This is a genomic window from Rhodococcus sp. T7, from assembly GCF_009872365.1.
Taxonomy (GTDB): domain Bacteria; phylum Actinomycetota; class Actinomycetes; order Mycobacteriales; family Mycobacteriaceae; genus Rhodococcus_F.
Map to the genome: position 1 here is coordinate 59,101 of NZ_WXYH01000320.1, position 13,938 is coordinate 73,038.

The 13,938-nt window shown below is 70.0% G+C and carries 15 protein-coding genes; 5 read left to right on the forward strand and 10 right to left on the reverse strand.

The annotated features are described in order from the left end of the window. Together MLGJGCBP_RS24820 and MLGJGCBP_RS24825 are read left to right on the forward strand one after the other, a co-directional pair. Positions 1-432 carry a MarR family winged helix-turn-helix transcriptional regulator gene (locus MLGJGCBP_RS24820; protein WP_072944816.1) on the forward strand — a complete coding sequence of 144 codons (432 nt, stop codon included), beginning with the start codon at positions 1-3 and terminating at the stop codon, positions 430-432. A gap of 248 nt (positions 433-680) precedes the next feature. Next, positions 681-2,012 carry an MFS transporter gene (locus tag MLGJGCBP_RS24825; protein WP_160098813.1) on the forward strand — a complete coding sequence of 444 codons (1,332 nt, stop codon included), beginning with the start codon at positions 681-683 and terminating at the stop codon, positions 2,010-2,012. Positions 2,013-2,025: 13 nt separating this feature from the next. Here the strand turns inward: MLGJGCBP_RS24825 and MLGJGCBP_RS24830 are convergent, their stop codons facing one another. The 6 genes from MLGJGCBP_RS24830 to MLGJGCBP_RS24855 form a co-directional block, all read right to left on the reverse strand. Then, complete coding sequence (locus MLGJGCBP_RS24830) at positions 2,026-2,880, reverse strand: FAD binding domain-containing protein (protein WP_160098789.1); 855 nt, start codon at positions 2,878-2,880, stop codon at positions 2,026-2,028. Continuing rightward, the gene (locus MLGJGCBP_RS24835) at positions 2,877-5,252 is read right to left on the reverse strand and encodes a xanthine dehydrogenase family protein molybdopterin-binding subunit (protein ID WP_160098791.1); all 2,376 of its coding nucleotides are present in this window, start codon (positions 5,250-5,252) and stop codon (positions 2,877-2,879) included. Before MLGJGCBP_RS24835 ends, MLGJGCBP_RS24830 begins: the two co-directional genes overlap by 4 nt. After that, the gene (locus MLGJGCBP_RS24840; protein WP_160098793.1) at positions 5,249-5,785 is read right to left on the reverse strand and encodes a (2Fe-2S)-binding protein; all 537 of its coding nucleotides are present in this window, start codon (positions 5,783-5,785) and stop codon (positions 5,249-5,251) included. Before MLGJGCBP_RS24840 ends, MLGJGCBP_RS24835 begins: the two co-directional genes overlap by 4 nt. Before the next feature lie 96 nt (positions 5,786-5,881). Continuing rightward, positions 5,882-6,997 (reverse strand): vWA domain-containing protein, encoded by a 1,116-nt coding sequence (locus MLGJGCBP_RS24845; protein WP_160098795.1) that lies wholly within the window; start codon positions 6,995-6,997, stop codon positions 5,882-5,884. A 4-nt stretch (positions 6,998-7,001) separates the two neighbouring features. Continuing rightward, the gene (locus MLGJGCBP_RS24850; RefSeq protein WP_160098797.1) at positions 7,002-7,895 is read right to left on the reverse strand and encodes an AAA family ATPase; all 894 of its coding nucleotides are present in this window, start codon (positions 7,893-7,895) and stop codon (positions 7,002-7,004) included. Between the two features lie 77 nt (positions 7,896-7,972). Beyond that, positions 7,973-8,812, reverse strand: coding sequence for an SDR family NAD(P)-dependent oxidoreductase (locus tag MLGJGCBP_RS24855; RefSeq protein WP_160098799.1), 840 nt, complete (start codon positions 8,810-8,812; stop codon positions 7,973-7,975). Positions 8,813-8,882: 70 nt separating this feature from the next. On the opposite strand from MLGJGCBP_RS24855, the gene MLGJGCBP_RS24860 reads away from it, so the two are divergent. Beyond that, complete coding sequence (locus MLGJGCBP_RS24860) at positions 8,883-9,689, forward strand: TrmH family RNA methyltransferase (RefSeq protein WP_087557594.1); 807 nt, start codon at positions 8,883-8,885, stop codon at positions 9,687-9,689. A gap of 68 nt (positions 9,690-9,757) precedes the next feature. Beyond that, positions 9,758-9,985, forward strand: a complete 228-nt coding sequence (locus tag MLGJGCBP_RS24865; RefSeq protein ID WP_442972122.1) for a DUF2537 domain-containing protein — start codon at positions 9,758-9,760, stop codon at positions 9,983-9,985. 10 nt (positions 9,986-9,995) lie between these two features. Here MLGJGCBP_RS24865 and MLGJGCBP_RS24870 read toward each other — a convergent pair whose 3' ends face one another. Both MLGJGCBP_RS24870 and sepH read right to left on the reverse strand, forming a co-directional pair. Continuing rightward, positions 9,996-10,793 carry a DUF6928 family protein gene (locus MLGJGCBP_RS24870; protein WP_160098803.1) on the reverse strand — a complete coding sequence of 266 codons (798 nt, stop codon included), beginning with the start codon at positions 10,791-10,793 and terminating at the stop codon, positions 9,996-9,998. A 72-nt stretch (positions 10,794-10,865) separates the two neighbouring features. Further along, a complete protein-coding gene (sepH, locus tag MLGJGCBP_RS24875) occupies positions 10,866-11,723 on the reverse strand; it encodes a septation protein SepH (RefSeq protein ID WP_087557591.1) in 858 nt (285 codons plus the stop codon). A gap of 302 nt (positions 11,724-12,025) precedes the next feature. Between sepH and MLGJGCBP_RS24885 the strand changes: the two genes are divergently transcribed. Next, positions 12,026-12,511 carry a nucleoside deaminase gene (locus MLGJGCBP_RS24885; RefSeq protein WP_087557590.1) on the forward strand — a complete coding sequence of 162 codons (486 nt, stop codon included), beginning with the start codon at positions 12,026-12,028 and terminating at the stop codon, positions 12,509-12,511. Positions 12,512-12,577: 66 nt separating this feature from the next. Here MLGJGCBP_RS24885 and serC read toward each other — a convergent pair whose 3' ends face one another. Continuing rightward, the gene (gene serC, locus MLGJGCBP_RS24890; RefSeq protein WP_087557589.1) at positions 12,578-13,699 is read right to left on the reverse strand and encodes a phosphoserine transaminase; all 1,122 of its coding nucleotides are present in this window, start codon (positions 13,697-13,699) and stop codon (positions 12,578-12,580) included. A 41-nt stretch (positions 13,700-13,740) separates the two neighbouring features. Beyond that, positions 13,741-13,938, reverse strand: a 198-nt coding sequence (locus MLGJGCBP_RS24895; protein WP_328799600.1) for a citrate/2-methylcitrate synthase, incomplete at its 5' end; no start/stop codon positions are given.

Genomic DNA, 13,938 nt, shown 5'->3' on the forward strand with positions numbered 1-13,938 from the left:
GTGACCACGGATACGCGAGCACTCGCCAGCGACCTCTCCCTGGCTGTCGTGCGCCTCACGCGTCACCTGCGTGGGCGCCGCGTCGACGCCCAGGTATCGCTGACCCAGCTGTCGGCTCTGGCCACCCTCGCCCGCGACGGCGCCATGACGCCGGGCAATCTCGCGGCGCGCGAGAAGGTGCAGCCGCCGTCGATGACCAGGGTCATCGCGTCGCTGGTCGAACTGGGACTGGTGGAGCGGGCACCGCATCCCACCGACGGACGCCAGATCATCGTCACGCTGTCGGACGCCGGTCACGCGCTGATCGCCGACGAGACCCACGCCCGCGAGGCGTGGATGAACGAGCGGCTGTCCGGGCTCGACGAGTCTCAGCTGAAGACCCTCCGCGACGCGGTCGGCATCATCACGTCCATCGTCGCCGACTCGGAGTGAACCACCACAGCTGATCGGCAGCTGCCCAGTAGTGCAACGGCATTGGGCTACCCGGAACCCCGGGGCAGGTGTCCGTTCCCGCGACATCGCGGAGCAAATCTCCTGCCGGAGAACGTAATCGGCATCTCGAACCGTCCGGCCACCGGGGCGCGCGTAGGGGCAGGTCGAGGGCGTTCCGGTGACGGGAGCAAGATGGAAGGGTGCCGCCCGAACCCGAGACCACCGCCCCAGACAAGCCGAAGACCGGCATGTTCGTCGCTCTCCGCACCCGGAACTACCGGTTGTGGGCGTCGGGGCAGATCGTCTCCCTCGTCGGCACGTGGATGCAGCGGGTGGCGCAGGACTGGCTCGTCCTGACGTTGTCGAACGGCAACGCTCTCGCGGTCGGGATCGTGATGGCCTTGCAGTTCGGACCGACCCTGTTCCTGTCCGTGTGGGGCGGCGTCCTCGCCGACCGGTACGACAAGCGGCGCATCCTCATCGCGACGCAGGTGTCGATGGCGTTGTGCGCGCTGGTACTCGGCCTGCTCGACGTCGGCGGACTCGTCGCCCTGTGGCACGTCTATCTCATCGCGTTCCTGATGGGCTGCGCGTCCGCGATCGACGCGCCGGCGCGGCAGTCGTTCACCATCGAGATGGTCGGCAAGGACTCGCTGCCCAACGCGATCGCCCTGAACTCCATGACGTTCAACACGGCCAGGATCATCGGCCCGGCGATCTCCGGCGTGCTGATCACCCTCATCGGCACGGGCTGGGTGTTCCTGCTCAACGTCGGCACGTTCACCGGCGTGCTGATCGCCCTGCTGATGATGAACGCCCGCGACCTGTTCACCGCACCTCAGGCGGAACGCGGGAAGGGGCAGGTCCGGGAGGGTTTCCGCTACGTGTGGAGTCGCGCCGACCTGCGGGTGCTGATGGTGGCGATCTTCATGGTGTCCACGTTCGGGCTGAACTTCCCGATCAGTCTCGCCGTTCTCGCCCGCAACACCTTCGATCGCGGTGCGGACGCCTACGGACTGCTGTCGACCACCCTCGCCGTGGGCACGCTCGCCGGTGCCACCATCGCCGCGAGACGCAAGACCCCGCCCCGGCTGCGCACGTTCCTCGGGGCCGCGGCCGCGTTCGGGGCGTTCGAGATCCTGGTCGGAGTGATGCCCACGTATGCGCTGGTGGCGATCATGCTCGTCCCGACCGGTGCGCTCACCCTGACGTTCACGACGGCGGCGATGAACATCCTGCAGATGTCCGTGCCGTCCGAGATGCGCGGCAGGGTGATGGGCATCTACATGCTCTGTTTCCTCGGCGGCACCCCGCTGGGCAGTCCCGTTCTGGGCTGGCTGGCCGACGCCCTCGACCCCCGCGCCCCGCTCGTGATCGGCGGCGCGATCTCCCTGGTCAGCGGCATCGGCGCGGCGCTGTACCTGATGCGGCACCAGCGGGTGTGGATCAAGGTGCGCAGACCGGACGCCGGACGCCACCTCCCGGTGATCGAACTGCGCAACGTCCTCGAACCGCGCCCCGTCGTGGTCTGCGACGCCACCGAACAGGCCGTGGAGGCGAGCCGCGACCCGCGGTCCTGACTGCCCGGGCCGTTCAGACGCCGACCGCCGTCGCCACGGCCCGCCGGGTCAGCACTCTCGCGAGGTGGGTGCGGTACTCGGCGTCGGCGTTGCCGTCGGTGACGGGGTCGGTGCCCTCTGCGGCGTGCTCGGCCGCCGCCCGGATCGACTCCGGGTCCGCGGCCTTTCCGACGAGCGCGTCCTCGACGCCGCGAGCACGCACCGGCACCGACCCCATGTTGGTCAGCGCCACCCGCGCCTGCCGGATCGTGCCACCGTCCACCTGAATCGTCGCGGCCACCCCCACGATCGACCAGGCCTCCGCGACCGTGTTGAACTTCTCGTACCGCGCCTCCCAACCGGTGTGCTTCGGGATCCGCACGTCCACGAGGATCTCGTCCGGTCGCATCGTGGTGGTGTAGTAACCCTCGAAGAAGTCGGCGACCGCAATGGTCCGCCTGCCCCCGGTGCCCACCACGGTGAGGGTGGCGTCCAGGGCCAGTGCGGGTCCGCACAGGTCACCCGCCGGATCGGCATGTGCGAGAGCGCCGCCCAGCGTGCCGCGGTGCCGGATCTGCGGGTCAGCGACGGTGCGGCTCGCCTCGACGAGCAACAGCGCGTGCTCGTGGACGAGCGGGTTGCGGATCACGTCGTAGTACGTGGTCATCGCGCCGATCACGATGCTGTCCCCGTCTTCGCGCACACCGCGCAACTCACCGATCCGGCCCAGGTCGACGAGGGTGCTCGGCGAGGACAACCGCAGCCGCAGGACCGGCAGCAGACTCTGCCCGCCCCCGAGGATCTTGGCGTCCTCGCCGGCCTCGGCGAGCGCGGCCACCGCCTGGTCGACGGAGGTCGGGGCGACGTAATCGAAGCTCGACGGAATCATCGGGCACCTTCCTGAGCGGTGTGGACGGCACGCCAGACCCGCATCGGCGTCAACGGCATCTCGATGTCACGCACCCCGAACTGCCGGACCGCGTCGAGGGCGGCGTTGACGACGGCCGGGGTGGACGCGATCGTCCCCGCCTCGCCGACCCCCTTGACGCCCAGCGGGTTACCGGTGGCGGGGGTCTCGGTGCGGCCCGTCGTGAACGACGGCAGATCCGCCGCCGACGGAACCGAGTACTCGGCGAACGAACCCGACAGCAGGGTGCCGGACTCGTCGTACACCGCCTCCTCGTACAGGGCCTGCGCGATGCCCTGGGCGAGTCCGCCGTGCACCTGCCCCTCCACGATCAGCGGGTTGACCACGTGCCCGATGTCGTCGACGCACACGTAGGAGCGGATGCGGACCTTCCCGGTCTCGGTGTCGACCTCCACCGCGCACAGGTGCGTGCCGTGCGGGAACGAGAAGTTCTCCGGGTCGTAGGCCGCCTCGGAGTCCAGGTTCGGCTCCACACCGTCGGGCAGGTCGTGCGCGGCGAACACCGCGAGCGCGACATCGGCGATGCCGACCGCCTTCTCGGTGCCCTTCACCCGGAACCGCCCGTCGGTGAACTCGAGATCGTCCTCGGCGCACTCCATCAGGTGCGCCGCGATGGGTCTGGCCTTCGCGATCACCTTCTCGGCGGCCTTCACCACCGCGATCGCACCGACCGCCAGCGACCGGGAACCGTACGTGTCCATCCCGCGCGGCGAGGTCTGGGTGTCGCCGTGCAGCACCTCGACGTCCTCGAACGGGACCCCGAGTTGATCCGCGACCACCTGGCTCCACGCGGTCTCGTGGCCCTGGCCGTGGGCGGAGGAACCGGTGACCACCTCGACCTTGCCGGTCGGCAGCATCCGGATCGCCGCGTGCTCCCACCCGCCGGCCCCGTAGGCCAGCGCGCCGAGCGTGCGCGACGGCGCCAGCCCGCACATCTCGGTGAACGTGGACACCCCGATGCCCAGTTGCACCGGGTCCTTTCGCTCGCGGCGCTCCGCCTGCTCGCGCCGCAGGCCGTCGTAGTCGAACAATTCTCGCGCGTGCGCGGTCGCGGCCTCGTAGTTGCCAGAGTTGTACGTCAGGCCCGCGACGGTGTCGAACGGGAACTCCTCGTGGGTGATCCAGTTCTTCGCCCGCAACTCCAGTGGGTCCAGCGACAACTCGGTCGCGAGTTCGTCCATCATCCGCTCGATCGCGAACGTCGCCTCCGGGCGGCCCGCCCCGCGGTACGCGTCGGTGGGCACCTTGTTGGTGAACACGTTGGTGCACGTGAAGTGATACGCGGGGAACTTGTAGATGCCGTTGAACATGAACGCGCCCAGGATCGGCACCCCCGAGGTGACCAGTCGCAGGTACGCGCCCATGTCGGCAAGCAGTTCCACCTTCATACCTGTGACGGTGCCGTCGCGGCGGGCGGCCAGCGTCAGCTTCTGGATCTGGTCGCGACCGTGATGGGCCGCGACCATCGACTCGCTGCGGGACTCGGTGTATTTGACCGGCTTACCGAGTCGCCGCGCGACGAGCAGCGCGATGACCTCCTCGGGCGTCACCTGCAGTTTGCCGCCGAAACCGCCGCCGACGTCCGGGGCGACGACGCGCAGTTTGTGCTCCGGGATGTCGAGCGTCATCGCGAGCATGAGCCGCAGGATGTGGGGGATCTGCGTGGCCGACCACATCGTGATCTGGGCGCCGGTCGGATCGACCACCACCGAGCGGGGTTCCATGAACGCCGGGATGAGCCGCTGCTGCCGGAACGTGCGTTCGACGAGTACCTCGGCGTCGCGGATGGCCTCCTCCACGTCGCTGCCGGTACCGGCCTCCGCGGAATCGAACGTCCAGGTGGCGCTGACGTTCGTCCCGAGATCGGGGTGCACGAGTTCGGAGCCGTCGGCGGCCGCGGACGCGAGGTCCAGCACGACCGGCAGTTCGTCGTACTCGACGTCGATCGCCTCGAGAGCGTCGTGCGCCTCGTAGGCGCTGCGCGCTACCACGACCGCGACGGCCTCGCCTGCGAAGTTGACCCGGTCGACCGCGAGGGACGGAGCCGGCGGCGACTTCATGTCCGGGGTGATCGGCCAGGCGCACGGCAGGCTGCCCTGTTCGTCGGCGAGATCGGCGCCGGTGAGGACGGCGACGACCCCGGGCAGGTCGCGGGCGGCGGAGGTGTCGATTCCGGTGATGCGGGCGTGCGCGAACGGGCTGCGCAGGATCGCCAGGTGCTGCATGCCGGGCAGGACGAGGTTGTCGGTCCAGCGCGTGCGGCCCGTGACGAGATGCTCGTCTTCCTTGCGTCTGCGGGCCTTACCGATTTCCGGTTCGGCGGTGGCGGTCATCGCACACCTCCCTGCGCGGTGTCGGTCTTCGGCGCATTCGCGTCTGCGGCCGGTGTCTCGGCGGTGCTGCCGCCGCGCAACCGCTGCGCCGCGTCCTGCACCGCGCTGACGATGTTCTGGTACCCGGTACAGCGGCACAGGTTGCCTTCCAACCCCAGCCGCACCGTCCGCTCGTCCGGGTCGGGTTCCTCGGCGAGCAGGTCGAGAGTCTGCATGATCATGCCGGGTGTGCAGTATCCGCACTGCAGGGCGTGGTTGTCGTGGAACGCCTGCTGCACGGGGTGCAATGTCCCATTGCGGGACAGGCCCTCGACGGTGAGGACGTCGCCGCCGTCGGCCTGCACGGCGAGCACCGAGCAGGACTTGACGCTGTGACCGTTCAGATGAACGGTGCACGCCCCGCAGTTCCCGGTGTCGCAACCGATGACGGTGCCGACCTTGCCGAGCCGGTCCCGAAGATAATGGACGAGGAGTAGTCGTGGTTCGACGTCGTCCGTGTATGCCGTTCCGTCGACGGTGACGGTGATGCGCATCGCGCCTCCAAAGCCGAGAGCCTCAGGTGATACGTCCTACTCTGCGCCGACCGGGCCCGAACAACACCCGGAATCGGGGAACCGTTTCCGGATCGGTCACGTCCGGCGCGCCACCTCGAGCAATTCCTGCAGCGTCGCGAGACTGTGGCCGGCGAGGAGCCGGTCGACATACGGCAGCGCGGCGACGATCCCGGACTGCACCGGTTCGTACCCGTCCGCGCCGGCGTGCGGATTCACCCACAGCACGGCGTGGGCGAGCCGGCGCAGCTGGGCCATCTGCTCCGCGAGCAGGGTCGGGTCGCCGCGCTCCCAGCCGTCGGAGAAGATCACCACGACGGCGCCGCGGGCCACACCGCGGCGCCCCCAGCGGTCCAGGAACGCGCGCAGCGTCTCGCCGAGTCGGGTGCCGCCCGCCCAGTCGGGCACGGCGCGGCTCGCGGCGGCCAGTGCCACTTCCGGGTCGCGGACCCGCAGCGCCCGGGACAGCCGGGTCATCCGGGTGCCCAGCGAGAACACCTCGGTGCCCGCCGGATTGCTCCGCGCGACGACGTGACCGAACCGCAGCAGCGCGTCGGCATACGGGCTCATCGATCCGGACACGTCGATCAACAGCACCATCCGGCGCGGGCGGGTGGCCTTGCGGTGGTGGCTCGGCCGCACCGCTTCGCCGCCCGCCGCGAGCATGCCCCGCACCGTCCGCCGCGGATCGACGGCGCCCCGGCGGGCGGGACGCATCCGGATGGCCGGGCGGGTCGGGGGCCGCGGACGCAGGGTGGCGATCAACTCGGCGAGGTGCGCGCGCTCGGCCGCGGTGAGGTCGGCGATGTCCCGGTGGCGCAACACCTCGGCGTCGTCGGCCGCGACCCGCAGGCGCGGCGCGTCCCCACCGGTGTCGCCGCCGTCCGTCGAGGTCAGAGCGGCGGTTCTGGCCCGTCGGGGCTGCTCCCCGGACCGAGGCGTGTGCAACGGGACGGTACCGCCGAACCAGCCCTCGAACGCCGAGTCGTACCGCGGGATGTCGTCGGGACCGCGGCTCAGGGTCGCGCGCCCCGCCCAGTACACCTGGCCCGGATCGCCCACGTCCACCTGGCGGAGGGCCCGCGTGAACGCGGCGACGGCGTCCGACGCGACCGGCAGTCCCGCCGCCGCGAGGGCGTGCGCGAACCCGGCGAACCCCACCAGCGGGTCGCCGGCGTCCGGGGCCGCGGGCACGTGCTCACCCCGCCAGGAGCCGGTCCAGTCCCGCCCGGGCCACGCGTTCGAGGTCCTCGCGGTACTTGAGGACGGCGCCGAGCGTCGCGGCTGCGGTTTCCGCGTCCAGTACGTCCCGATCGAGTTCCTGCAGTGCGCGCGCCCAGTCCAGCGACTCGGCCACCCCCGGCGGCTTGAGCAGTTCCATCTCGCGCAGGGAGCGGACGGCGTGGGCGACCTGGCTTGCGAGTTCGGCCCCGATGCCGGGGAGGCGGCGGCGCAGGATCGCGACCTCCCGCGCCAGATCCGGGTGTTCGAGCCAGTGGTACAGGCAGCGGCGTTTGAGGGCGTCGTGCACCTCGCGGGTGCGGTTGGACGTGAGCACCACCAGCGGCGGTGTCGCCGCCCGCACCTCGCCGAGTTCGGGAATCGTGACGGCGTTCTCGTCGAGGACCTGCAGCAGGAAAGCCTCGAACTCGTCGTCGGCGCGGTCGATCTCGTCGACGAGCAGCACGCTCGGCGCCTCGGTGAGGGCCCGCAGCAGGGGACGCGCCAGCAGGAACCGCTCGGTGTACAGGGAGCGTTCGACGGTGTCGGCCTCGAGCGATCCGTCGCTCGCCGCCTCCAGCGTCCGCAGGTGCAGCAGTTGCCGCGGGAAGTCCCAGTCGTAGAGCGCCTGCGCGGCGTCGATGCCCTCGTGGCACTGCAACCGGATCAGCGGCAGGCCGAACGCCTCCGACAACGCGGCCGCGAGCGACGTCTTGCCGGTGCCGGGTTCGCCCTCGCAGAACAGGGGCCGTCCCATACGTATGGCGAGGAACGCGGCCATCGCGACGCCGTCGTCGGCGAGGTAACCGGTGCCGTCCAGTGCCCGCGCCAGTTCCGCGGGTGAACCGACCGTCGGCGTGGAATCACTCACGTCCGCGAGCCTAGATCAGTGCCCGCGCCCCGGTACCCGACTCGGGCAACCGAGCACGTCGTCAGCCGATCCGGCCGTCAACCATCGGGCTCCACCCGGCCGCGGTCCTCGCTCAACCGCCGGAACATCGCGGTGGCGCCGAACCTCGCGGCCACCCGCTCGGCGAGTCCCGGCGCGATCTGGGCCAGGGCGAGCAGGGGGCGGATCGGTGCTCCGCTCTCGACGACCTCGGGCAGGTCCCGCCGAATCGCCCGGATCACGGTGGCGGCGACCTTGTCGGTACTGGTCTCGCCCGCCATTCGTCCGGCCCTGATTCCGCGTTCGGTCATTCGCTGGTACATGCCGTCGCCCGCGATGAACCCGGGACAGACGACGGAGAAGCCGACCGGTGCCCCGGCGTACTCCGCGCGCAGCGACTGGGTGAGGCCGATCAGGCCGGCCTTCGTCGCGGCGTACGGCGCGCAGTACGCCGGACCGATCTTCGCTGCCAGCGACGACACGAACACCACGTGACCGCGGCCGCGGTCGAGCATCCCCGGCAGCACCCGGCGGGTGAGAAGCAGTGGTGCGGTGAGGTTTACGTCGACCATGGCGCTGAGCTCGGCGGGACTCAGTCGGGTGAACGCCGAGACGTTCTCCACGCCGGCATTGTTCACCAGGACGTCGAGGGGGCCGACCGCCGCCTCGGTGCGTTCGATCAGCGCATCGAGCAGGTCCAGTCGATTCAGGTCCCCGGGCACAGCCTCGGCGCGCGCACCGAGCGCACGTAGTTCCGCCACGAGTTCCGCGAGGCGGTCCTCACGCCGGCCGGACACGGCGACGGCGACACCCTCGCGCGCCAGGGCCCGGGCGACGACGCGGCCGAGCCCGCCGGAGGCGCCGGTCACCAGAGCCGTGCGTCCGTGCAGGTGCTTCATTCCTTCGAGCTTTCGCGCCCCGCGGAGGGGAGTCAACGCTGTGACGCCGCGCATACGGCAATATGGACCGGTGGTTCACGTCATCGACATAACAGATCCGGCCGACACCAGGCTGGACGACTTCCGCGATCTCAACTCCTCGGACCGGCGTCCCGACCTCCCCGAGGGCAAGGGGCTGGTGATCGCGGAGGGTGTGCTGGTGGCGCAGCGACTGCTGGCGTCCCGGTTCGACCCGATCGGTCTGCTCGGCGTCGATCGGCGGCTCGAGGAACTGGCCGGCGACCTCGACGGCGTGGACGTGCCGTTCTACCGGACGACGGCGGACGTCATGGCCGAGGTCGTCGGGTTCCACCTCAACCGGGGTGTGCTCGCGGCGGCGCGTCGCCCCGCGCCCCTCGAACTGTCGGACGTGCTCGAGCACTCCCGGACGGTCGCGGTGCTCGAGGGCGTCAACGATCACGAGAACCTGGGCTCGATGTTCCGCAATGCCGCGGGGCTCGGCGTCGACGCCGTGGTGTTCGGCAAGGGGTGCGCCGACCCGCTGTACCGCCGGGCGGTCCGGGTGTCGATGGGGCACGTCCTCCGGGTTCCGTTCGCGCACGTGACGAAGTGGCCGCACGATCTGGACGCGTTGCGGGAGCGGGGTTTCCAGCTGATCTCGCTGACCCCGAACCCCGAGGCGGTGACGCTGGCCGAGGCGATGACGGGGGAGAAGGTGGCGTTGCTGCTGGGCGCGGAAGGGCCCGGCCTCACCGAACACGCCATGCGGGCCACGGACATTCGTGCCCGCATCCCGATGGCGCCCGGAACGGATTCGCTCAACGTCGCGACAGCGGCGGCGATGGCGTTCTACGAGCGCGTCCGAACCGGCCGGTGAGAATGCTGCCCCCTCATTCCCCGTATCCGCCGCCGCCGACGGAAACACCATGGTTCACCGGACTTCTCGTGGCAGCGTTCGCCACGGCGGTGGTGGCCGTCGCGATCATGGCGTTCGGCTCGCAGCTCGCCCGGATCAACCCGGCACTGGCGGTGTTCCTCGAACTCGTCGTGGTCGCCGGGGTCGCGCCGTCGGTGTGGCGGCTACGCCGGACATTGGTATGGCGGTGGCTGGTGTACGGCGCCGCAGCCGGAGTTCTCGCCGGCTGGTCGGCGCTGCTCGTCGGCGCCGCCTGACTTCTGCAGGTCAGAAGCCGAAATAGCGGCGGAGCAGTCCGCCCTTGCGAGCGGGCGGCGGCGGAGCGGGCGTAGGAACGGGCTTGGGGGTGGGCTCGGGGGCGGGGTGTTCCACCTCAGCGGGCTGTTTTACGTCGGCCGCCGCCTCGGCCACCGGACCTTCGCCGGGCGGGTGGACGGCGAACCCGTGCACGGTGATCTTCTTCGGGTCGATCTCGGTGCCCTCCGGGGCCCCCGTGTACCGGAAGTTCAGCCATTCCCGGTTGGCGCCCTCGGCGAACTGCTGCGGGTGGAACGGCAGCGACTGCGGGTCGGGCAGCACGCCCGGCGGGTGTTCGAGCGGGAAGTCGCCCGCCCAGAACGGTCTCTCCCACACCAGGGGGATGCCGAGGTCCTCGTGGATGTGCACCGGCGTCGCGCTGAACGCGCGGATCAGGTGCCCGTCCTCCCACATCGCGAACGAGCCCCACGCGATGTCGGGCTTGGATGCGACGTAGTACGTCTTCGCGGATTCGGTGGGCCGGATGCGGGTTCCGGGCAGGGTCGACGGCCGGGGAACGACAAGATCGGGCCCGCACACGACGGTGACGCCGGCGTAGGAACCGATGTGCACGGTCCCGGCGGCGTCGAGTCGCGCGGCCTCGGCCAGCGGAACCGGGCCGGTGGGGGTGGCCGCCAGATCGGGATAGAGGCGGGCGGCGAGCCGCCGCGCCGCCGCGAGATCAGGCTCGGGGTGACTGCGCAGAACAGCCGCAGGGTCGGGGACGTCGACGTACCAGATCGTTGATACCTTGGCCCCCACGGTCATCCCCCTCTTCCGGTGTCTTCCTGAAAGAGTACGACCCCGACCGGGTTTCCGGCCTGCTTACCGCGCCGACGGTCAGCGTCCGCTGCTGCGGACACCGAGCAGGACGTCGTCCCAGGAGGGGAGGGCGGGTTTGCCGCGCTTGTCCTTGTTGTTCGTCTGGTGCGGGGCGATCTTGGGTGCGGCCGGCTCTTCGGGCGAGGCGGGCTCGTCCTCGGGCTCCTCGGTGACATCGGCCTCGATGATCTCCTCGGGCTCGATCGTCGGCACCTCCACCTCGGTGGGGAACTCGGCGAGTTCGAGCTGCTCCGGTTCGTCGGAGGCCACCGGCGCCAATCCGCGCAGCGGACGGCCGAAGTCGGGGTCGATCAGGTCGAATGCGGTGTCGTCGAGGGCGACGATGGTGCCACCGTGCGCGTCCGGCTGGTACCGCCAGTGCGCCGCATTGGTGGTGCGGCCGGCCTGCCACTGCAGCTGGGCAACCCAGTGATTGTCCTCGTCGCGCCACGCGTCCCAGGTGGCGTCGTCGATGTTGTGTCCCCGCGCACGGAACGCCTGCGTGACGATCTCGGCGAGAGTGGGAACGGCGGGGCCGTTGTCGCGCACCGGGTGTCCGCCCTGCGCCATCTCGGCCGCACGGGAACGTTCGAGCAGAACCGGATACGCGAAACGCTCCACCTTCGCCAGGGGGATACCGGCCTCGTCGGCAACCTGTTCGACGGAGGCGCCGGCACGGATGCGGGCCTGGATTTCTCGGGGCCTGAGCTGACTGTCCATTTCGATCTCAATCTGGCCGAGTCGAGCGATGTCCCCGCGGGATGCGGCGCGGAGTTTGTCATCGGCGGGAAGCCGGAATTTTTCGCCAGTACTGGCATCTGCGCACACGACGTGCGATCCATCGGGCTCGAGACCGATCACTCGAAGCTCTCGCACGTTGACCTCCTTATCGCGCCGGCTCGCGACTCTGCACCCCGGCAACTGTAATTCATTCGTGACAGCCCGCGCGGCAGGACACGCGCGGGTAAATCCCGTCCCGGATTCGGCTGCGCGCTACGCTTCCTCGTTTCCCGATCGATCCTTCCTGCGGGGTGTGCGCTCCTCGTGCGGGTGACCTGGACGGCGTCGATCACGCTGTACAACTCCGTCGGGATCGGCCTCCAGGACCTCGCCGCGGCGCGCATACTGATCGACACAGCCCGGCAACGGGGCGTCGGAACAGAAGTGGATCTGAGTCGATGAGCCAGAGCGATATCGACGACGTGGACCTTGCCCACCTGCGGCGGGCCATCGAACTCGCCGACGAGACGGGGGACGCGGGCAACAGGCCGTTCGGTGCGGTCGCTGTCGGCGCCGACGGTCACGTCATCAGTGAGGGCGCCAACTCCGTGGCGACGTCCGCCGACGTCACCGAGCATGCAGAACTCGACGCGATCACCACCGCCTGCGGTGAAGGCCGGACGGGAGACCTCGTCGGAGCCACCATGTACGCGAGCGGTGAGCCGTGCCCGATGTGCAGTGCGGCGATGGTGTGGGCCGGGATCACGCGGGTGGTCTACGCGGCATCGTCCGCGGACTTCTCCCGGATCCTCCCCGACGGGCCGCGGTTCACGCTGGGCTGCGCCGACGTGCTCGATGCGGCGAGCGTCGAGATCCAGGTGAGCGGGCCCCATCTCGGTGACGAGGCGCTCGCGCCGTTCCACCGCTTCCTCGACACGGACTGACCCCGAGACGCCGTCAGCCCCCGGCACTTCGGTGCCGGGGGCTGACAGGTATCAAGGTGCCGGGACTCAGCCGAGCTGCGAGACGACCCAGTCGATGCTCTTCGTGAGCTGCGAGACGTCCTCGGGATCGATCGCCGGGAACATACCGACACGCAGCTGGTTGCGGCCCAGCTTGCGGTACGGCTCCGTGTCGACGACGCCGTTGGCCCGCAGGATCTTCGCCACCTGGGCGGCGTCGACCTTGTCGTCGAAGTCGATGGTGCCGACCACCTGCGAGCGGTGTGCCGGATCGGTGACGAACGGCGTGGCGTAGTCGCTGGCCTCGGCCCACTGGTACAGGCGCGAGGACGAATCGGCGGTACGCGACGTGGCCCAGTCGAGACCGCCGTTGCCGTTCAGCCACTCGATCTGGTTGGCGAGCAGCAGCAGCGTCGCGACCGCGGGGGTGTTGTACGTCTGGTCCTTGGAGCTGTTGTCCACGGCGATGGGCAGCGACAGGAAGTCGGGGGTCCAGCGACCCGAATCCTTGATCTCCGCGACCCGCTCGAGCGCCTTCGGGCTCATCAGCGCGATCCACAGGCCACCGTCGGCCGCGAAGCACTTCTGCGGAGCGAAGTAGTACACGTCGGCGTCGGCGACGTTCACCGGCAGACCGCCTGCGCCGGACGTGGCGTCGATGGCGATGAGTGCGTTCTCCGAGCCCGCGGGACGCGAGACGGGGATCGCGACACCGGTGGACGTCTCGTTGTGCGCCCAGCCGATGAGGTCGACGGACGGATCGGACACCGGCTCGGGCGCACTGCCCGGGTCGGCGGAGACGACGATCGGGTCACCGATGAACGGGTTGTTCTTCGCGACCGACGCGAACTTGGAGCTGAACTCGCCGTTCGTGAGGTGCAACGACTTCTCCCGGATCAGGCCGAACGCGGCCGCATCCCAGAACGCGGTGGTGCCACCGTTGCCGAGCACCACCTCGTAACCCTCGGGCAGGGAGAACAGATCGGCGAGGCCGGACCGCACGCTGGCGACGACGTCCTTGACGGGCTTCTGGCGGTGGCTGGTGCCGAACACCGAGGCGCCCACCTCGACCAGCGACTGCAGCTGTTCGGGGCGAACCTTGGAGGGTCCGCAGCCGAACCGTCCGTCGGCGGGCAGGAGGTCTGCGGGGATGATCGGTGTGGAGGTCATCGCTACTTTCTGTTCCTTACTGATTCAGGCGGGGGAGACGGTCAGCTGGTGTGGGCGATCTGGTCCCAGCCCTCGACGGACTCGGGGGTGCGGGGAGCGGGCCCGGTGTAGATGGCGGCGGGGCGGACGAGTTTGCCGAGGCGCTTCTGCTCGAGGATGTGGGCGCACCAGCCTGCGGTGCGGCCACACGTGAACATCGCGGGCATCATGTGCGCCGGGACCTCGGCGAAGTCGAGGAT

Coding starts and splice junctions, on each gene's coding strand:
- MLGJGCBP_RS24825 (WP_160098813.1), top strand. CDS start 681: ATGTTCGTCGCTCTCCGCACCCGGAACTACCGGTTGTGGGCGTCGGGG.
- MLGJGCBP_RS24830 (WP_160098789.1), bottom strand. CDS start 2,880: ATGATTCCGTCGAGCTTCGATTACGTCGCCCCGACCTCCGTCGACCAG.
- MLGJGCBP_RS24835 (WP_160098791.1), bottom strand. CDS start 5,252: ATGACCGCCACCGCCGAACCGGAAATCGGTAAGGCCCGCAGACGCAAG.
- MLGJGCBP_RS24840 (WP_160098793.1), bottom strand. CDS start 5,785: ATGCGCATCACCGTCACCGTCGACGGAACGGCATACACGGACGACGTC.
- MLGJGCBP_RS24855 (WP_160098799.1), bottom strand. CDS start 8,812: ATGAAGCACCTGCACGGACGCACGGCTCTGGTGACCGGCGCCTCCGGC.
- MLGJGCBP_RS24870 (WP_160098803.1), bottom strand. CDS start 10,793: ATGACCGTGGGGGCCAAGGTATCAACGATCTGGTACGTCGACGTCCCC.
- MLGJGCBP_RS24885 (WP_087557590.1), top strand. CDS start 12,026: ATGAGCCAGAGCGATATCGACGACGTGGACCTTGCCCACCTGCGGCGG.
- serC (WP_087557589.1), bottom strand. CDS start 13,699: ATGACCTCCACACCGATCATCCCCGCAGACCTCCTGCCCGCCGACGGA.